This is a genomic window from Pirellulales bacterium (genome assembly GCA_035546535.1).
GTDB lineage: Bacteria > Planctomycetota > Planctomycetia > Pirellulales > JACPPG01 > JACPPG01.
This window is the reverse complement of the sequence record DASZWQ010000121.1, coordinates 1-19,836: the sequence shown is the minus strand read 5'-3', so window position 1 is coordinate 19,836 and position 19,836 is coordinate 1. Positions and strand designations below refer to the sequence as shown.

At 61.3% G+C, this 19,836-nt stretch carries 13 protein-coding genes; 5 read left to right on the top strand and 8 right to left on the bottom strand.

Annotated features, from left to right (window positions below; genetic code table 11):
- The first annotated feature begins 56 nt into the window (after positions 1–56).
- Both VHD36_15105 and VHD36_15100 read left to right on the top strand, forming a co-directional pair.
- Positions 57–1,373, top strand: a complete 1,317-nt coding sequence (locus VHD36_15105; GenBank protein HVU88647.1) for a 6-phosphofructokinase — start codon at positions 57–59, stop codon at positions 1,371–1,373.
- 148 nt (positions 1,374–1,521) lie between these two features.
- On the top strand, positions 1,522–2,874 hold the full coding sequence (locus tag VHD36_15100) for a redoxin domain-containing protein (GenBank protein HVU88646.1): 1,353 nt from the start codon (positions 1,522–1,524) through the stop codon (positions 2,872–2,874).
- A gap of 60 nt (positions 2,875–2,934) precedes the next feature.
- Here VHD36_15100 and hisN read toward each other — a convergent pair whose 3' ends face one another.
- The 5 genes from hisN to VHD36_15075 all read right to left on the bottom strand — a co-directional run bounded on the left by hisN (position 2,935) and on the right by VHD36_15075 (position 8,901).
- Positions 2,935–3,723 (bottom strand): histidinol-phosphatase, encoded by a 789-nt coding sequence (hisN, locus tag VHD36_15095; protein ID HVU88645.1) that lies wholly within the window; start codon positions 3,721–3,723, stop codon positions 2,935–2,937.
- Positions 3,724–3,870: 147 nt separating this feature from the next.
- Positions 3,871–5,394, bottom strand: a complete 1,524-nt coding sequence (locus VHD36_15090) for an extracellular solute-binding protein (GenBank protein ID HVU88644.1) — start codon at positions 5,392–5,394, stop codon at positions 3,871–3,873.
- Positions 5,395–5,428: 34 nt separating this feature from the next.
- A complete protein-coding gene (locus tag VHD36_15085) occupies positions 5,429–6,301 on the bottom strand; it encodes a methyltransferase domain-containing protein (GenBank protein ID HVU88643.1) in 873 nt (290 codons plus the stop codon).
- Between the two features lie 227 nt (positions 6,302–6,528).
- Positions 6,529–7,293 carry an amino acid ABC transporter ATP-binding protein gene (locus VHD36_15080; protein HVU88642.1) on the bottom strand — a complete coding sequence of 255 codons (765 nt, stop codon included), beginning with the start codon at positions 7,291–7,293 and terminating at the stop codon, positions 6,529–6,531.
- A 24-nt stretch (positions 7,294–7,317) separates the two neighbouring features.
- Positions 7,318–8,901, bottom strand: coding sequence for an ABC transporter substrate-binding protein/permease (locus tag VHD36_15075; protein HVU88641.1), 1,584 nt, complete (start codon positions 8,899–8,901; stop codon positions 7,318–7,320).
- A 580-nt stretch (positions 8,902–9,481) separates the two neighbouring features.
- On the opposite strand from VHD36_15075, the gene VHD36_15070 reads away from it, so the two are divergent.
- Both VHD36_15070 and VHD36_15065 read left to right on the top strand, forming a co-directional pair.
- Positions 9,482–10,717 carry a polymer-forming cytoskeletal protein gene (locus VHD36_15070; GenBank protein ID HVU88640.1) on the top strand — a complete coding sequence of 412 codons (1,236 nt, stop codon included), beginning with the start codon at positions 9,482–9,484 and terminating at the stop codon, positions 10,715–10,717.
- A 297-nt stretch (positions 10,718–11,014) separates the two neighbouring features.
- On the top strand, positions 11,015–11,989 hold the full coding sequence (locus VHD36_15065; protein HVU88639.1) for a UDP-glucuronic acid decarboxylase family protein: 975 nt from the start codon (positions 11,015–11,017) through the stop codon (positions 11,987–11,989).
- A 42-nt stretch (positions 11,990–12,031) separates the two neighbouring features.
- Here VHD36_15065 and VHD36_15060 read toward each other — a convergent pair whose 3' ends face one another.
- The 3 genes from VHD36_15060 to VHD36_15050 form a co-directional block, all read right to left on the bottom strand.
- A complete protein-coding gene (locus VHD36_15060) occupies positions 12,032–13,030 on the bottom strand; it encodes an SDR family NAD(P)-dependent oxidoreductase (GenBank protein HVU88638.1) in 999 nt (332 codons plus the stop codon).
- A 49-nt stretch (positions 13,031–13,079) separates the two neighbouring features.
- Entirely contained in the window at positions 13,080–14,396 is a 1,317-nt protein-coding gene (locus VHD36_15055; GenBank protein ID HVU88637.1) for a nucleotide sugar dehydrogenase, read from the bottom strand.
- Positions 14,397–14,503: 107 nt separating this feature from the next.
- Entirely contained in the window at positions 14,504–18,760 is a 4,257-nt protein-coding gene (locus VHD36_15050) for a tetratricopeptide repeat protein (protein HVU88636.1), read from the bottom strand.
- Between the two features lie 700 nt (positions 18,761–19,460).
- On the opposite strand from VHD36_15050, the gene VHD36_15045 reads away from it, so the two are divergent.
- On the top strand, positions 19,461–19,836 hold a 376-nt coding region (locus VHD36_15045; protein ID HVU88635.1), incomplete at its 3' end, for a hypothetical protein.

Below are 19,836 nucleotides of genomic sequence, written 5' to 3'. Positions count from 1 at the left end.
CTGCGAGCGGTGGCCGCACGCGTGTTCAGCCGGCCGCATGCATCTGGAGGGTTCCTATGTCATCCACTTCGCCACTATCCAGTCCCGCCCACGCCGAAAGCCCCATTCACAAGGTCGCCATCCTGTTTGCCGGCGGACCCGCGCCGGCGGCCAACGCCGTCATCTCGACGGCCGCCGCGTCCTTCTTGCGCAACGGCATTGAAGTCGTGGGGATTCTGCACGGATATTCGCACCTGGTCGAATATCGTGCAGACCGCCCGCTGGTCGAAGGCGAAGACTACGTGATGATCGACCAGAAAATCCTCAAGCGCACGCGCAACAGCCAGGGCATCCTCATTGGCACGGCGCGGACGAATCCGGGGAAAGACATCGCGCGACCGGAACATTTGCGCGACGCCCAGCGCACGGCGCAGCTGCGCACGGTGTACGAGGCGCTGGCCTCGCTGAACGTCGACGCTCTGGTGTCGATCGGCGGCGACGACACGCTAAAAACCGCCAATAAATTCCAGATGTTCCAGGAGTTTTTGCCGGCCGACGCCCGGCGCATGCCCGTCGTGCACCTGCCGAAGACCATCGATAACGACTATAGCGGCATCGATTTCACGTTCGGCTATTTCACGGCCGTGGAAACACTGGCGACCGAAATCCGCAACTTGCTGGCCGACGCCGAGGCTTCGCGCTCCTACTACCTGGCCGAGACCATGGGACGCAGCGCCGGGTGGCTAGCCTATGGAACGGCCATCGCCGGGGAAGCCAGCCTGGTGATCAGCGTCGAAGACATCACCGGCAAATACCGTGACGAAGAACCCTTCGAAGATGCCAACGGCCAGCGTGGCACGCGGCCGGTGATGAAGGTCGAGGAAGTGATCCGCCGCATCGTCACGACCATGCGCGTGCGCGAGACCCGGGACAAGAAGGAATTCGGCGTGATCGTTATCGCCGAAGGCCTGGCCGAATACCTTCCGCAGCAATATGTGGAAGGCGTGTCGCGCGACGAGCACGGACACATCTCGATTTCCCAGGTCAACTTGTGCCGCAAGTTCGCGAAGCTGATCGCCGCCGAATACCAGAAGCAAGCCGGCAAATCGCGCCGCGTAACGGGCCTGCAACTCGGTTATGAAGCACGCTGCGCCCGACCACACGCCTTCGACGTGATGCTTGGCAGCCAGTTGGGCGTCGGGGCCTATCGGGCGCTGGTCGAGGAAAAGCTCAACGGCGTGATGGTCTCGGTGCGTGGTCAGTTGGAATTGAATTACGTGCCCTTCAATGACCTCATCGACCCACAGACTCTGGTAACGGTGGTACGCTTCGTCGAGCCGGCGTCGGATTTCCACCGCCTGGCCCGTTTCCTGGAAACAGACGTCAACGAATAAGCATTCGTTTTGCAGTCCCTTCCGACGGCTCTTGGCGATTCTTGGACCGGCGGAGTGTGCGCACCACCATATGCGCTCCCGTCGACGGCAGCGTACAATCGTTGGAACCAAACAATGCCTGCCTTTACCAAACGTACGGGTCTGCCGAATGCTTGCTACTTTCCCCCTCGTCGTCACCGCATCTCTGGTGCTTACGGCACCCGGCCCTCTTGAGCCCGGGCAGCAGTTGTTGTTTCAGGGCACGGTTTCGCAGCGCGTCGTCGAACCGGGACAGCCATCGCCGCAGCAGAAGGCGTTCGACCTCAGCTGGTTCGTGGCCGATGTCGACGCCGCGGGGGCGACTCTGTATTGGTTGGTCGAAGAGCGCGGCCGCGGCGCTTGGCCCTGGCCCGAACGTTTTGGACAATTGAAGCTCGACACTGCCGGTCGGACCCAAGGCAGCCATATTCCGTCGCTCTATTTCGACTACGGCGAAGGCGAGAGTGTCGTGCCGCTGCCGGCGCCGCTGGTAACGCTCGAGAAACCTCTGGCGGCAGGCCTGACCTGGTCGGCGGCCGGCGAGGATTTCGAAGTCGAACAGGAACGCGACGCGGACGGGCGCGCCGCGTGGCCCGTACGGGTGCATAACGCGTATGGCGCCAAACGAACGATGCTGGTCGACAAATCGTCACCGCTGTTGCTGGCGACCAACGAGCGGGTCTTCATGAACAAAGGGACCGAGTATGCGCTTGAGATGAAGCTCGCTCGCGTTACGAAGAACTCTGCTGAGGAGGCGGCCGCCACGCGCGCGGCCTTCGACGAGTTGCTGGCGCTCTTGAGCAAGCTGCATCGAACGCCACGATCCGCCGATACCGAGTGGACTCCGGAGCAGATCGCCATGCTCTCCCGCGCCGCGCCCGGGCTGGAAAAAGCTGCCGCTGGTGGGCCGCTCGAGCGATTAGTTGCCACGGCCGGACGTGACGCGAAGCTGCAAGGGGGACGCGCCGACGAAGTCGCCGAGATCATCAATAAATATCAAGGCCGGCCGATGCCCGGGTTTTCTCTGCCGGGGCTGGCCGGCGGAACATTAACCTTGGCTGATCTGGCCGGGCAAGTAACCGTGCTGCATTTCTGGGAATATCGCGATTCCCCCCTCAAGGAGCCCTACGGCCAGGTCGGCTATCTCGAATTCCTGCATCAAAAGCGCAAGGATGCCGGGGTCAAGGTCTATGGCGTTGCCGTCGATGGACGGTTGAACGAGCCGAATGAGCGCCGCGCCGTTGGCACAGGCGTGCGAAAGCTCAAATCGTTCATGAATCTCACCTATCCGCTTCTGTTAGATGGCGGGGAGGTCATCAAATCGCTAGGCGACCCCCGACTCGTTGGCGCCACGCTCCCAGTGGTGGTCGTCATCGGCCGAGACGGGCGCATCACGCACTATCACGTCGGCAACTACGAGGTCGACCGGCAAGAAGGGCTCAAAGAACTGAATGCCGCGGTGACGGCAGCGCTCAAGAACTAGCAGCCTTTTTCAAACCTGCGACGAGTGCCACTGTTTGCACCCCGATGTCTTGCGGCACTTCTACTCGCGCAAGAGCGCGAGCGCCTCGGCGAGAACATGGCCGTTGGTCGCCACTCCCTCGGCGCCAAAGATCGTGGGATTGCCCGACCAGTCCGTGAAAGTGCCGCCGGCCTCTTCCATGACCGGCTGCAGCGCAGCGCAGTCCCACACGTGCATCCGTGGGTCGACCATCAACTCGCCGCGGCCCGTGGCCAGCAGCAAATATCCGTAGCAATCGCCCCAGGTGCGGCAGAACCGCGCGGCGGCCTGCAAACGCTCGTACGCAGCGGCAGAACCGCGCTCGCCGAACCCCTTCACGTCGGAGGTGAGGAACAAGCCTTCGGCCAGCGTCTTCGTTTTCGAGACCCGCGCCGGACGCGGTGCGGCCGGACCTCGGCAGTACCATGCTCCGCCACCGGCCGCCGCGAACACCATTTCGTCGAGCCCCGGGATGTGGATAACGCCGACCACGCTACGGCCTTGGAACTCGACGCCGATCAGCGTGCCGTAGAGGGGCACTCCGTAGATGAACGACTTGGTGCCGTCGATCGGATCGAGAATCCAGCGAAAGCCGGACGTCCCCTGCTGCTCACCCAACTCTTCGCCCAAAATCGCATCCTGCGGAAACGCCTCGGCGATTCTCGTGCGTAAATGCTTCTCGGCCTCGCGGTCGGCGACCGTCACGGGCGAAGCATCGACCTTCCATTCCACCTGGAAATTGTTCTGGCCAAAATAGCGCAGCGTGATGTCCCCCGCCTCGCGAGCGATGCGGCGCGCTACTTCCAATCGGTCGGCAAATTGCTGATTCATGCGCGTCAGCCTAGCGAGCGAGGCGGTAGATGCCTAGGAGGGGTGGCAATCGGTTCGAAAACCTGAATGGGGTGCCAATGGTGGCTAGCCCGCCAGTGTTGGTCCCTGCACAAGTACTGGTGGACAAGCCACCAGTGGCACCGCCACTCACAGCCCTAGCGAACGCTGATACGCGTCGCGCTGCCGATCGAGCCCCAGTTCCTTGGTGATGGCACGAAACTGTTCGGCGGCGCCCTCGAGCGATTCCTTTGGGCCGACCTTATTCTCCAGGGCCTTTCGCACCGCCTCGTCGAGCGCCATAAGATATCTGTCGGCCCCGGGCAACTGTGGTGCAACCAGGCATTCGGCAGCCGACAGGCTCGCCCCGACCGTTGCGACGTACACACGCGCCGCGCCGGGTTGCAGCCCTGGCGACCACGCCTCGGGCGATGTCGATTGCGAGTGCCGGAACGGCGCCGCGTCGGCACTCGCGGTAAGCGCTCGATCGCTCCACTTGCGGCTCGCTAACCACGCCAGCAATCGAAATGCCCCTTCAGGATGGGCCGATTTCGCAGCGATCGAGCCCACGTGGCCGGCCGCGCCCACGAGCGGCACGCTCACCGGGTCGCCCGGGCGGCGTTCCCACTGCCCGGAAGTTGCGTTGAATACCTCGACCGAGCCGGGCATCTCGACGCACCCCAACTCAGGCATCTCCGCCGCGTCACCCGGCTCGCCACCTTTGTCGGTACGTTCGTCAGCCGCCGGCCAGCAAAGGGCCATGCCGGCACGATTATTCAAGAGTGCCTGCCACGCGCCGGCCGGCGAAGCATCGGGCGAGCCGTCCTTTGAAAGCCGCGCGGCAGCGACCATCTCTTCCAGCGCGCGCACAAACGGCGGCGAGGCGATGAGCGGCTCCATCGTGACCATGTTGAAAAGCGTGGAATAATGGTTCGGATGCCGGGCGTAAGCGGCCGCGCGGGCCAGCAAGGTGACGCCGGCCCAGCCAGGCCCCCGCGGCTCGATCGTTCCGCACCACGCGTCCAGTGCGCCGGTTTTGTCCGCCTCAACTTTCTCGCCGCCCGAAGGGTTTCCAGGACCGTGCTCGGCCAGGGCCGCGGCCAGGTCTTGATACTCCTGCCAGGTACGCGGTGGCTGCCGGCCAAGCGCCTGCAACAGATCCTCGCGATAAAAGCACAAGAGAACCGGCGAGCCGAGTGGAACGGCAAACACGTCGGTTCCCCAACGCACTTCACGCGTCTCGAGTAGCTCGAATACGTCGGGCCAATCGAGTTCAGAATCGTCGAGCATCGCCGCTCCGAGCGGCCGAATGGCGTTGCCTTCCGCCAAAGTGCCGAGCCACCGCGGCGCATAGATGACGGCATCGGCGGATACTTCGCCGCGCGCGGCTTGCGCGGCCAGTTCTTGTTCGGAGACCGACTCAACGCGCAGCTTACTCTCGGTCTCGCCTTCCCATTGGCCACGCAAAAGCGCGATCGACTTGGCAAGCGCCTCGTCCCCCGCAACCAGCAGCGTGAGCTCTGTCCCGGCAAGCGGCGCTCGTGCGTTCTTCTCCGGTGGCGCTTGCGGCCGACAGCCGCACGACCACAAACAGCCGCAGCAGGCGACAATTAGCCTGAGCCCGATCCGCGATCCGCGCGATACCCTGAGTGGATAAGAGGACCAAAACGACATACCGGCCGCCGTGCTTTGTGAGTCGATCGAGAAATTAGCTGGCGGCGCCCGCCTTGTGAAAGGAAACCAACACGCACATGGCCACGCTGTCGGCGGTGCGCGCCCAGGGGGGCCGGCTGATAAACCGCTTCAGGCATCGATGCAATCGATACAACGGCACGCCCCACCACCGCTCGACGGTGCGATTATTGTTCGCGGGATGGTAGGGGTTGTACGGTATGCAAATCACGTCGGTGGCTGGCAGTGTCGCCAACCATTTCACATAATCGGCGACGCCGTGCTCCGTGCGAGTCATTTTCTCGCGACTGCCCTTGGTGTTGCGGCCCAACATGCGATTGACCGAATCCTTCAGCCCTCGCGGTGGCAACTTCCAGGGCGCGAGAAAGGCGTAGCTCAGCCGCATCCGACTCTCGGGTATGGTCGGCACGACGACGTGAAACGCCATGCCTCCCGGACGCAGCAGACGCAGGGTTTCCGTCAACAGCGGCCGCGGGTCGTCAAAATGTTCGAGCAAGCCAATGCTGTAAATGCAATCGTATGAGTTTTCCGGCAAGCCGGTATGCTGCGCGTCGGCGGCAACGAACTTCGGCACCGGAAGGTTCTGGCTCTTGAAGCAGCGTTCGGCCTGGGCGAACGATTGCGGCGCCAGGTCGAGCATCGTCACATCACATCCCTCGGCCGTCAGGTACATGCTGGTGGTACCGCGGCCAGCGCCGATCTCGAGGCACCTGGCATCGCGCTTCTGCCCGAGCAATGCCCACAGATCCTCGAAATAGACACGCTGGGCGAGCTGGCGGTACGTCCGGGGCGCTCCGCGCCGGTACTGTACGAGTTCATCATCGGACAGATCGGTCCAAATGCGATTCCACTGCTCGTGCTCGCCTACGCCGACACTGTCACGCGTCATTTGTTCAGCCATTGAGCCCGATCTCCACCTATCGTCGCCAGTCCACGTGGCCGCTCTATCCGGAAGTCGTCGAGCAAATCTAGCACGTTCGCATCGACTCCCTCGGGAGCCGGGCGGGAAGACCACGAAACGCTATTCTAACCCGATCCTCGCGCGGTGGCACGCCCCTGTGAAGCGCCAGGCATGGTCAGGAACGCGGCGTGAGCCGAATACTCCGGTGTGCCGCCTCAGACCAGTACGTTGGCGAGAAATTGCCGCGTGCGCTCATGGCGCGGAGCATCGAGCACCTGGGAGGGTGGGCCTTCTTCGATGATGCGGCCCTCGGCCAGGACTACGACCCGATCGGCCGCACGGCGAGCAAAGCCAATCTCGTGAGTCACCAGCAATAAGGCCATGCCGTCGCGCTTCAGGTCCGCGACGACGTCCAGCACTTCGTGCTTGAGTTCAGGATCGAGGGCGCTGGTGATTTCATCGCAGAGCAAGCCGTGCGGCTGCATGGCCAGGGCCCGCGCGATGGCCACGCGCTGCTTCTGTCCTCCGGAAAGCTGATGAGGATAGTGATCGGCATGCCCAGCGAGCCCGACGCGTTCGAGCAGCTCGTGCGCTTTGGCCCGAGCGGCGTCGCGTGCCATCCGCAGAACTTGCCGCGGCGCCTCGGCAACATTATCTGCCGCCGTGAAGTGTGGAAACAGTTGAAAATCCTGAAACACCATCCCCAACAGTCGGCGCACCTGGCGAACCGCGGCGCCATCCCGACGTGCGACCATCGCGGCCTGCAGCGTGTACGGTCCCACGCGAATTTCGCCGGCGTCCCAGTCGTTGAGCGCATTGATCGATCGCAGCAGCGTCGATTTACCGCCCCCGCTGGGTCCGATCAGGGCCACGGTTTCGCTCCGCCCGACGCTCAGATGCACATCTTCCAGCACCGAGCGCGTCCCAAATCGCTTGGAAAGCCCCACGACCGAAAGCAGGGAATCCGCCGATGTGTTCATTGCGAATGGTTATTTCCGGTAAGATCATCGAACGGACTTGAAGCGCTTTTCCAGATAACGCGACAAGTAACCGAGCGGAATCGACATGCACAGGTACAACGTGGCCGTGAGCAGCCCCAGCTCGAGGAATTTCAAGCTCGAGCGCGACAGAATCATATACTCCTTGGTCAGTTCGCGCACGGCGATCACGCTGACCAGGCTGGTGTCCTTGAACAGCGCGACGAAGTCGTTCGTCATCGGCCCCAGCGCCGTTTGCAGAGCCTGCGGCAAGATGATGCGCCGAAAGGTCGTGGCCTCGCTCATGCCCAGCGCGCGGCCCGCCTCCCATTGCCCGACGGGCACAGAGGTGATCGCGCTGCGATAGATCTCGGCCTCGTAGGCGGCGTAATTCAGCCCGAAACCCAGAATCGCCGTGGCGATGGCATCGAGATGGATGCCGTAATGCGGCAGCCCGAAGTACAGCACGAACAAGAGCAACAGCAGCGGAATACCTCGGAAGAATTCGACGTAAACCAGGGCCAGCCACCGGGCCGCGCTCGGTCCGTACAGCCGCAGCAAGCAAATCGGCAGAGCGAGCACCACGGCCGTTGCCATGCTGCACACGGTGAGGAAAACCGTCATGCCAGCGGCTTTCACCAGTTGCTTGCCGTACTCGTCGAAGGTCCACATCTGCGCCGAGGCGGCAATCACGTGAATATCCACCGCATCGTCGGCCGGCGGAGCGTCGGGAGCCAGCGGCTGGCGATCGTGATCGAACCCCAATCCCTCGAGCTGCTCGCCAACGTCCGGTCCTTGTGCAAGCGCTGCCTGATCTTCGTTCCAAAGATGCCAGCGGCGCAGGATGGACTGCAAGCGGCCGCTCCGCACAAGTTCCCAAAGTCCCGCGTCGAGCGCCTCGGCCAGATCCTTATCCTCGGGCCGGCAAGCGATGGCGTACACGCCTGGGTTGGTCGGCTCGCCGACGTATTTCAGCTTGGCATTCGAGCTGGCGTAATAGAGAGCAATGATCGAATCCAACAGCACCGCGTCGAGCCGCCCGAGTTCCAGATCGAGATAGGGTTCGACCTGGCCGTCGAAGGCGACGATTTCGCGCACACCAGTCTGCGTCAGTAGCCTTTCCGCGGCGCTCCCCGCAAGCGTACCCACCGCCCGATTCTGGCAATCGGCAAGCGTATGGATCCGCTCATCATCGTGGCGCACCACAAGCTGCTCGGCATACACGTAGTACGGGCGCGTGAAAAGCATCGCCTGCTTGCGGGCCGGAGTGATCTCGTAGCCGCTGATGATGCAGTCGAAATCCTTGGAGACCAGCAGCCCCAGGTCGAGACTCTCCCACTGGTATTGCACGAATTCGGCCCTGATCGTCACGCCTAAGCGTCGGGATAATATTTCGGCCAGGGCGTCGGCCAGATCGACCTCGAAGCCGATCACGTGGGCGGGATCCTGGGGATCGCGCAGCTGATAAGGTGCGCCCCCTTCGGCGTCGCCCCCCCAGTGCAAAATGCCGTCGGCCAGCCGCTCGCGCAGGCGAGCGTTTAGGGCATCGTCGCTGGCCCGAACCGCGGTTACCGCACCCGCCACGGCGGCAGCCAGGAGGGCCAGACGCAAGCCCGACTTTCGAGCCGATCCGTACCCCACACGCTCTAAAGGGGTCTTGTTCAATTCTCGTTCATTCCCCGGTCTGGGTCGCGTACTTTTTCGTTCCCCGCCTCTAGCACTTAGTTTAGGCGCACGCCAACCAGCGCGGAAGTCCAAGCGGCCGCGGGACTTCGCTCACGCGACGCGATCAGGTGCGCAGCAAGCGGGTGGCAGCGATCACAGTTGCCTTCGATGTGCAATCGAGAGAGGGTACGGCGCTGATGAACCAACCAGCGATTGGAGCGACAAAAAGTCACGCCAGCGCGCGTCTTGCATGGGCCGGAGAGCCCGGAAAGATTCCTAACTGGACTGACGCAGTGCTGGCTGTTACTATCGCTTCACCTTCACGCCTGGTTGAGGCGCTTCTAACAAAACCTTTCTGCAAGTGCAGCTAATGCCGCATGAGCCTGTAATTCGACGGCGCTAGTTTTTTCTCCGCTAGCTTTCCTTGCCGACGATTAAGCGGCCTGTCCTTGCACTTATTCCTTTGCTCGCGCGTGGCCTTGTGCTGCGCGCTCGTTTCCTTGAATTCACACCGGGGGTCATTTCCATGACGGTCAACGTTATTTGCGGCAGATTCGTGCGGGCTCTTTTCTCGTTCTTTCTAGTGGCGCCGTTCATCGGTACCACAGTGCGCGCAGAGTCGATCAGTAATTTCAACGTCTTCGGCGGCCATTCTGTCGTACTAAGTGGCATCGCTAGCGCGGCGCAAACCGCGGTCGGAAGCAATCACGATATTCATTCCTCGGCCTCGGGAACCTTCCAATCGTTCAGCGGCGGCGGCAGCCTCGATAATGCCAATGCCGGCCCCACCATTAGCGGCGACGTCACATTCAACGGCGACGTCTACATCGGCGCCTTATCGAGCGTTGGCGGCAACGTAAACGCAGGCGGCGACGCCAACTTGGGTACCAACGTAGCGGGCAATGTCGTAGCCGCGGGCAACGCCACGGTCTCTGCGAACATCGCTGGGAACATCGAGGCCGGCGGGAATGTCTCGGTCAACGGTTTGAGCACGGTCACAGGGAACGTGTTGTCAAACGGAGACGTCACGGTGAACAGTACGGTCGATGGCAACGTGAATTACGGAGTCGGCCATTCACTGACGGTGGCGTTCGGTGCGCACGTCAATGGCAGCACGACTTCGGCTCCGGCTTCGGTCACGCCGGCGGTATTTTCCACCGTGCCGCTGCCTGCCGCGCATTCGTTCACGACTGGCAGCACGAATGTCACGATGCCGACGTTCGCAACGCAAACCTTAGCACCGGGAAGCTATAACAATTTGACAATGGCCGGCTCGAATACCCTGAATCTGAGCGCGGGAAATTACTATTTCACGAATATCACGATGAATGGCAGTTTCCTCACGCTCAACCTGAATACGACTGGCGGACCGATCAATATATTTGTTACTGATTCGACTGCGTTACACGACGTGACTACCAACATCAACGGCGTCGGCTATCAAAACGTTGGCCCGACGGCCATCGGCCAGGTGTACTTCGAAACACACGGCTCGCTGAGCGTGGACTTCAGCAACTTGGTGGGCACGTTCTACGCCCCGTTCGGCGACATCAATATCAAGAGTCTCAGCAGCTTCACCGGGAATGTGTACGCAGGCCACGACGTGGTGGCGGATTTTCCGACGTTCTACTCCGGACCCGTCAGTCCGACGTTAGGTGTCCCCGAGCCGGCCAGCCTGGCGATCGCCTTGGCCTGCGTGAGCCTGCTCGTACCCGGTTCCTGGAAGCATCTCCACCGCGGTCGCAAGTCGCCGACGCGCTAGCAACCATCCATCACAAGGGACATCCGACGAGCTTTTAACCGGGAGACGCCGCGTCCTCGCGCCAGCCGTCAGGATCCGTAGGACGCGATACTCCCGAGCACGCAATTGCGCGGGCCCGGCACTCGTCAGGAAGCCCGACCCGTGCCGCTGCCGCGAGGAGCTCGCGAACGTTCTATATTAGCCCTATATGGCCGACGACGCGCCCTCAGCGAGAGTGGCCGCGGCCCGCTATACTGCGCGGGCTTGGACGTCCGTCACCGGGCTCGCGACCTCAATACTCTTCAGGAAACAACGATCGTGTCGACAATCAAGCGCATTCTGGTCACGGGCGGCGCAGGCTTTCTCGGCAGCCATCTTTGCCAGCGGCTGGTCGAGCAGGGCCACGACGTCATCTGCGTCGATAACTTCTTCACCAGCCAGAAATCGAACGTCTCGCACTTGCTCGCCAAGCCGAACTTCGAGCTCTTGCGGCACGACATCATCCACCCCTTGTTCCTCGAAGTCGACGAAATCTACAACATGGCCTGCCCCGCAGCTCCGGGCCACTATCAGTACAACCCCATCAAAACGATGAAGACGTCCGTGATGGGCGCCATCAACATGCTGGGCATGGCCAAGCGCTGCCGGGCCAAGATCCTGCAGGCCTCGACCAGTGAGGTCTACGGCGATCCGGACGTCCACCCGCAGCCGGAAAGCTATCGCGGAAACGTCAACCCGATCGGCCCACGAGCGTGCTACGACGAAGGCAAGCGGGCGGCCGAAACGCTGTTCATGGATTACCACCGGATGAACAACGTGCGGATTCGTCTGGTGCGCATCTTCAATACCTATGGCCCCGGCATGCATCCGTTCGACGGTCGCGTGGTATCGAACTTCGTCCGGCAGGCGCTAGCCGGCGAGGATATCACGATTTTCGGCGAAGGTGACCAGACCCGCAGCTTCTGCTATCGCGACGATCTGATCGAGGGCATTCTGCGGATGATGAACGGGCCCGATGATTTCCTTGGCCCGGTCAATCTTGGCAATCCGGGCGAATTCACGATCAAGCAGTTGGCGGAACTCGTGATCGAACTGACCGGCTCGAAATCGAAGCTCGTTTACCGCCCCCTGCCGGCCGACGATCCCACGCAGCGCAAGCCGGTGATCACGCTGGCCAAGCAACACCTCGATTGGGAGCCGAAGATTCCGCTGCGCGAGGGCCTGACGAAGACCATCGCCTGGTTCCGCTCGATCGACATCCAGAAATTCCGGGCCCCCACGCCGAACTACTGAACAGCACGGCGCAGACAGCATTGTCCTGGACCTTTGCGCGGCTTACAGACTGATCTGCGTGGCCAGTTCGCGGTTCTGGCGATACCAGTCGATGGTCGCGGCAATCCCTTCTTCGAGTGACACCGTCGGCCGCCAATCGAGCAGTTCGTCGGCCCTTCGGATATCAGCCGACGAATGGAGCACGTCGGCGGCATGGGCGGGCCGATAATCGATGCGCGCCTCTTGGCCCAGGTGCTCGGCAATCAGGCGGATCAACTCCGAGAGGGCCGTGGGATGGTCACCTCCGAGGTTCATGACTTCATAGCCAAGTGGTTTGGCAGCCGCGATCGTGCCGCGGGCTATATCTTCCACGTAGGTAAAATCGCGCCGTTGCGAACCGTCGCCGTACACCACCAGCGTATCGCCCTCGGCGATCTGCCGCACGAAGCGAAAGATGCTCATATCGGGCCGGCCGGCTGGCCCATACACGGTGAAATATCGCAGCACCGACACGTCCAGCCCATAGAGCGCGTGATAGGAATAGGCGAGCGCCTCGGCGGCTTTTTTCGATGCAGCATACGGCGACAGCGGGCGACTGGCCTGTGAGTCTTCGCGAAATGGGCTGGGTGTGTCGCTACCGTACACGGCCGATGTCGAGGCTAGCACCAATTTCGGTACCCGGTGCAATCGGCAGGCATCGAGCACGTGCAAGGTGCCGGTAACATTGGTCTCTAAATAGGCCGCCGGATCATCGACGCTGGCGCGCACGCCGGCCCGCGCCGCGAGGTGAAACACCGCATCGAAGGGATGGGCGGAACCGGCCCGAAAGAAATCGGCGACCAGATGCCGATCGGTGATATCGAGCTGATGGAAATGAAAGGCGCTGCTGCGGCGCAGCGCCGCGAGTCGCCACGCCTTCATGCGCGGATCGTAGGCAGAATTCAGGTCGTCAAAGCCCACCACCTGATGCCCGGCCGCCAGTAGCTTCCGGCTGACGCAGGCGCCGATAAAGCCGGCGCAGCCGGTAACGACGTATCTTTTGGGCGTCGGCTCTACGGACACGCGCGATTGCTCCTCGCTGACCAGCGCTCGCCGAGCGCCACCGCGACAACTAGGTCTTGACTATCTTTTCGCGGTGCTCGCGGACGTTCTTGGTGGCATTGCGCGTGTCGATCACGAGGCTGGCATGCCGCACAATGTCATCGTATTTGTAATCGCTGTGATCGGTCGCGATCAGCACGCAATCTTGCGATGCCAAAAACTGCGGCGTCAGCTCCTGACTGGCCATGTCCTCGACATTGTGATGACGCATCTTCGGCAAGCGCGGCACGTGGGGATCGTTGTAGCTCAACGCGGCGCCCCGTTCACGCAGAAGGTCCATGAGCTCGAACGACGGGCTCTCGCGCGGATCGTCAACGTCCTTCTTGTAGGCCACGCCCAACAAACAGATCTTGCTCCCCTTCACCGGTTTGCCGCGATCGTTCAGTTCGCGCGCCACGCGCTCGACCACGTAACGCGGCATGCTGGTATTGATTTGACCCGCCAGCTCGATGAACTGCGTGGGGAGTCCATGCTTGCGCGCCACCCAGCTCAAATAGAAGGGATCGATGGGAATGCAGTGCCCGCCCAGCCCCGGCCCCGGGTAAAAGGCCTGGAAGCCAAAAGGCTTGGTCTTGGCGGCTTCGATCACTTCCCACACGTCGATGCCCATGCGGTCGTAAAGCATCTTCAATTCGTTAACGAGCGCTATGTTCACCGCGCGATAGGTGTTTTCGAGAATCTTGCAAGCCTCGGCAACTTCGCAATTCGCCACCGGTACGATCCGCACCACCGCCTGGCTATAGAGCATCTCGGCCAACTTGGCGCTCGTGGGCTCGATGCCGCCGACGACTTTCGGAATGCCGCTGGCGCCGTAATCCGGGTTGCCCGGATCTTCACGCTCGGGGCTGTAAGCCAGGTAAAAATCCTTGCCGGCTTTGAGTCCGCTCTTGGCCAGGATCGGTAACACGACGTCGCGTGTCGTGCCCGGATACGTCGTGCTTTCCAGCACGATCAGTTGTCCGGGGCGCAGCACGGCGGCAATGCTTTTGGCCGTTTCCTCGACATAGAGCAGATCGGGATCGCGGCTTTCATTGAGCGGCGTCGGCACGCAGATCAGCACGGCATCGGCTTCAGCCAGCCGGCGCATGTCGGCCGTCGGCTCAAAGCGCCCACCAGCCAGGCACTCACGAATCCAGGAGGCGGGAATGTGCTTGATATAGCTTTCGCCCGCCTTCAGTCGGTCCACCTTCTTCTGATCGACGTCGAATCCGAGCGTGCGATAGCCGGCGGCCACAAAGGCGCGAATCAATGGCAAGCCTACGTATCCCAAGCCGACGACGCCGACGCGGGCTGTCTTTTCTCGAATCGCCGTTTCCAGAGACGTCATGTTGATCCTACGAGGTTTAACAGTAGTGCATCACGAGTGAAAAGGCGTTTCTGATACAAGATGCGGGACCACGACACCTGGGCGCGTCTCTCGCCCCGCAAGGTGCGCTAGTTCTTGCCCACCTGATCGATCAGCTTGCGGAAGATAGGCTGCTCCAAGGGAGGCAAATCCCCGACTTTCAATTCGTAGTTCTCGGTGGCCTTTTTCAGAGCCGCTTGCGCGCCCAGGGAGTCATTGTTCATCTGGCAAGCGCGCGCCAGGTGGAAATACTTCGTCCCGGAGGGCTGATCAACGACTGCCAAGGTCAAATCGTCGACGGCCTGCTTTATTTCGCCGTGGACCAGATGCACCAGGGCCCGCGTGTCCAACAGATCGGACTGCGGACCGAGAATGTTGATGGCTTCGTCGATGTATTTGCGCGAGTCGCCTGTTTTATTCTGTACGGCCAGCAAATAAGCCAGATTATTCAGAACCATGGCGCGTTGCACGCCGACAATGTCAGGATTCTTCAAAAGCCGCGTGTAAATCTCTTCCAACTCGGGATAGCGCCCCTGCAGGTCCAGCAATTCAGCGTATTCCAACTGCAGGACGAGGTCCTTGGGCTGTTTAGCGATAGCCTTGGTCACCCAGGATTCGACGCGCCCGTAGTCTTCCTTGGTGGCATCCGCCGGATGCAGGCGCAGGGCCACCAAACCCTCGCGTACGACTTCCTCGACCTTACGGAGTTCCAGCGCCTGCTGGCACAAATCCAAAGCTTCCTTCAGCTTGCCATGCCGCCCCATGAAGCCCGCGAGAACCAGCCCGCCACTGGGATCGAGCGCTACGTACTCGCGGAACATCGATTCCGCGGCATCATTCGCGTCCATTTGTTCCAGCAGATTCGCAATGTCAACAAGTGCCCTAACTTTCTCGCGAGGCATGGGTCGCGGCAACAAATTACGCAACAGCGCCACGGCTTCGTCGGTCTTACCCTGTTTGACCAGCAGTCTGGCACGCAGCGCCGTGGTCAAAGTCGCGTCGGGGGCAATAGCTTCCAGCTTGTTCAGCCAGAAGATCGCCTGGTCGACTTCGTTATTTCTCAGCAACATTTCCACGAACGTGCCGATGTAAGTCGGATCGTCCTTTGCCTTCCCGAGCAGCGACAACATTTCGTCGCGGCACCGCGACCAGTTACCCGTCGCCTGGTAGAGCCTGGCCAGGATCAACTGCGCGCTAGGGGGCAGATTCGTCTGGTTTTTGATCTCCTCGAGCAGCCTCGTCGCTTCCATGCGCGAATCAGCCTCGGGGCGGTCCGCCAGCAACCGGGCCATCGTCACTTTGTCCGCCAAGGAAACCGGCGCCTTCGGATCCTTCGGTTGCAGCCGTCCCATGGCCGCACGGAAATCCTGGTACGTGCCACTGGCGGCAATCAAAACGGCCACTTCTCGATTGGCCCAGGCGATATGTTCCCGATCGGCGTCGTTCGCCGGCTTGGCCTTGAGAATCCTGTCCAGTTGCTCGCGGGCCTTGGGAACATCCTTCTTACGACCGTAGAAGGTCGCCAGCGCGCGGGCCAGGCCCAAGTCATCCGGCCTGGCATCGCGGGCCTTCAAGAAGTATTTTTCCGCGGTCGGCATGTCACCGAGCAACTCGTAACACTGGGCCATCGCCAAGTCGTAGTTTTCCTTAGGCAGTTTTCCCTCCGCCGCAAGTACGACCTCGCGCGCTTCATCATCGCGGTGCTTGGCTTTCAGGATGCGGATCAATTCGAACCACCCCAGCGGGAAATCGGAATGCGATTCGACCAGCCCGCGCAATAACTTCTCCGCTTCATCATCGCGACCGAGTTCGGGTAGCAACTGCGCCAGGCTGACAATCTTCTGCGGGTCATCGGGCTCGGCTTGGAGCGCTTCTTCCAGCAACTTCACGGCACGCGGGATATCCTTGTCCGCCAGGGCGATGCCGATTTTCAACATTTCCGACGTCCCGCTGTCGCCTCCCCTGGAATTGGCAAGATCCAAGTAAGTGCGGGCTTCGTCGCCACGGCCGCGCGAGATCAGCAGCTGCGCGAGCTGGCGGGGCGTGGCCGGGTCCACATCGCCCAGGTCGAGGGCGCGCTGCAAATCAATAATCGCCTCGTCTGGCCTGTTGTCGAGAACATCGATCTCTCCTTCGAAGCGTGCCAACACCGACCATTTGGGCCGCTGCTCCTCCGCCCGGCGCACCAATTGTCGCGCCTTTTCCAGCGTCGCGGTGGGATCTCCGCTGCGCTTGGCCCGGACATTCGCCACCTCCACGCGCGCATCGACATATTTCGCTTCGGCGCTGCTTCCGCCGAACAAGTTCTTGATCGACGCCATGCTTTTCTTGATCTCTGCCTGGTCATCTTCTCCCATGGCGATGTCGAACAAAGTGAACTGAGCCTCGGCGTCGTTCGGCGACTTTTCAACGATGCTCGACCAGGCAGCCCGAGATTCCTTCAGATCATTCAGCCGGAAATAGGCAATGCCGATCAGCCGCTTCAGACGGGACTGCTCGTCGTCGGTAAACTGCCCCAGGTCCTGGTCAACCTTTTTCAGCGACTCCTTGGCCTCTTCCGGCGGCAATTGCAGGGCATAGGCGATACTCGCCTGTCGCAAGGCAAACGAATCTCCGGCCTGATCCTTGCACTTGTCGAGCACCTTGATCGCGGCGGCGGCGCCCCCCTTCAAAAACTCCAAGCGAGCCAGGCCCAACCATCCCCGCGGGTCTTTGGGATCCTTGGTCGTGGCCATCTCCAACAACTTGCGCGCCCCCTCTCCATCCCCCTTCTGTTCGCGGACGTTCGATTCGACCAGCATTAATTCCGGCGAATCAGGAAACGCCTTGGCCGTGGCGGCTACGATCTCGTCAATGTCGCTCCAGTTTCTATCCGCTTCAGGCAATCGCGAGTTACGCTGCAAGAGAAGCTGCAACAGCGCGGTGCGGGCCGGGGCAGACTGAACGAACTCCTCGGTCCCTTGGTGGCGCCTAACGGCCTGCAACTCTCCCAAGGCACGCTCGGATTGTCCGACCCTCATCAGCGCCTGGGCCAGCGCGGCGTGCGCTGCTACGGTGGCACCTTCAGCCACCGCTCGTTCGTAGACTTCGACTTCGCGGTCATGTTCGCCGAGCGCCTCGTAGCATTTCCCCAGCATCAGGTCGATGCGTACAGCGTAGCCCGGCGGCATCACGGACCGCGCCTCGATCAGCTTCTTGCTGGCGTCGCCCCATTTCATCTCGTGAAAATCGAGACAGGCGCGCATGAAGTTCTTTAACGCGGTAGGAGTTTCCGGATCGCTCTCCAGAGTGCTGAGGATCTTTCGCGCCCCTGCCAGATCGCGTTGCTGCAGCTTGAGGTCGAAGTCCAACTGTTGCAGTCCAGCCGTCTTCGGACCATTCTGCAGACGTACGGCGATGTCGTCGAACCGCTTTTCGGAGACGTCCAGACTGACGAGATTTTGCACGAAGCGTGCGTCGTCCGGATGCAGCTTCGTGCCCTCCTCGAGGTGCCGTCTCGCCTCTTCCGGTTTTTGATCTTCCAGGGCGAGGTTCGCGGCAATAATCAATGTTTCGGCACCCTCGGGATCCAGGGCGAGCGCCTTATTGATATCTTCACGGCGCTGTTCGAGCCATTTCGCCTTCGTTGGATCTTTGGCGAGATCAACGCCGGGTTCCTTCGGATAATAGCGCGAAATGTACTGAATGCGATTCCTGCGGGCCTTGGCATCTTCCGGGTTGGCCTCGATCATCTTGTTGATGATCTCGTCGGCCTGCTCGGATGAGTTCATACGGTCGCGCAGCAACATCGCCAACAGTTGATAAGCGTCGACCGCGGTCGGATCCGTGGCGATCGCCCCTCGCAAGGTTTCTTCGGCGTCGCGATTCTGGTCTAGCGCAAACTGGCACTGGCCGAGCTTGGTGAGCAGTTCGACATCGTCCGGTTTTTCTTTCAACAACGTCTTGATGTGATCAATCGAGTCGCCCCAACGCCCCACCAGGATCGTGTAGTCGACCAAGCGGCGGCGAATGTCGTTGCGCTCGAGATGTCTCCGCAATTGCGCTTCCAGTGTGCTGTAAGCGCGCATTTTCTTGTGCCGATCGGCATCCTTTCGCTCCGCGATATCAGCCATCAATAATGCCATGTGCGCCGCGCTCTCGGCGTCGTCGGGCACGTACTCGCAGTATTGGGCGTAGAACGAGGCTGCTTTTTCGAGATCGTCCTCGGCTTGCGCGTCCTCCGCTTGCACGAGCAGGGTCCTTGCCGTGCGCTTCATCTGCCACTCATGAACGACGGCAACCAGGACGATGGTCACGAGACTGGTCGTTGCCAGAATGACGACCAGCTTTACGTTGAGCCTCCGCATGTTTAACTCCGCGTTGAACCGTTCAATGAAATCTGATGTTACTGGCGCCAGCGAACTGCTCACTCACGACAGCATGCCCGCTTTCGACGAAGGGAGCACGCCGTCTAGTTCGCCATGGCCCTCACTCGAGACAAAGTCGTTCTGATCCGCCTTGCCGGAGGACCTGCTTCGCCGGCGCCTGGGGCGAACCCGCGAGAACGAGCTTTCTAGATAGGAAGATACGCCTGCGTAACTTGGCTTTTATTCGCCACACGGAACACCGCGTAATAGCTGCGCGGTTCGGCCCGATTCGGACGCCTGGATACAGGCGACTTGGGGCGGGCATGAAACTCATCCTATCCTCGCTGACAGCACTGTCAACGACCTCGCACGATGCTCACAAACGTCGTCCACCCAAGGAGTACCGCCGCGAGACAAGCAAGCCTGCTGCGCCGCATCTTGTCGTACAGATATTGACGACTGTGATGCCGTGTGCCGTTCACTTTGCCTTACGACGCGGAGAGCGTTCGCGTTTGCAAAAAGCGGGGAAAGAGTTCAGGAAAGTTCTGGGAATGCCGATGGTAGGGGCTGTATGGAAGCCGGGTTCTCGCGGGGGGGTGAGGGCGGCGTCCAAGCGGGCCGCGACGGCGCGCTTTTGTGAGCGCGTTACGAGCGACCGGTTCTGGGCGTTTGACCCCTGGCACCAGGAAAGCCTTTCCGCATGCCCCTGCGTGGCGTCATTGCTCAATCGATCTGCGTCTCGCTGGCGGTGCTGGTATTGGCCGCCGCCGGGGGCTGCCGCCTGACGCGCAGTCAGGTTCTCATGTCGCAGCTTCCTGCCGAAGGCCCCAGCCCTCGCGAGCTGACCAAGATCAGCTTACCCACCTACGTCATCGAGCCCCCGGACGTTCTCTTGATCGATGCGGTGAAGGTGGTCCCCAAGCCCCCCTACCATATCGAGCCCTTGGATACCCTGGAAATCTTCGTCCTCGGAACGCTACCCGACCAAAACATCGCCGGCCCCTTCCCGGTCGAAGCCGACGGCACCGTCATGCTCGGACCCGCCTATGGCGCCATCAAGGTTTCGGGCATGACCC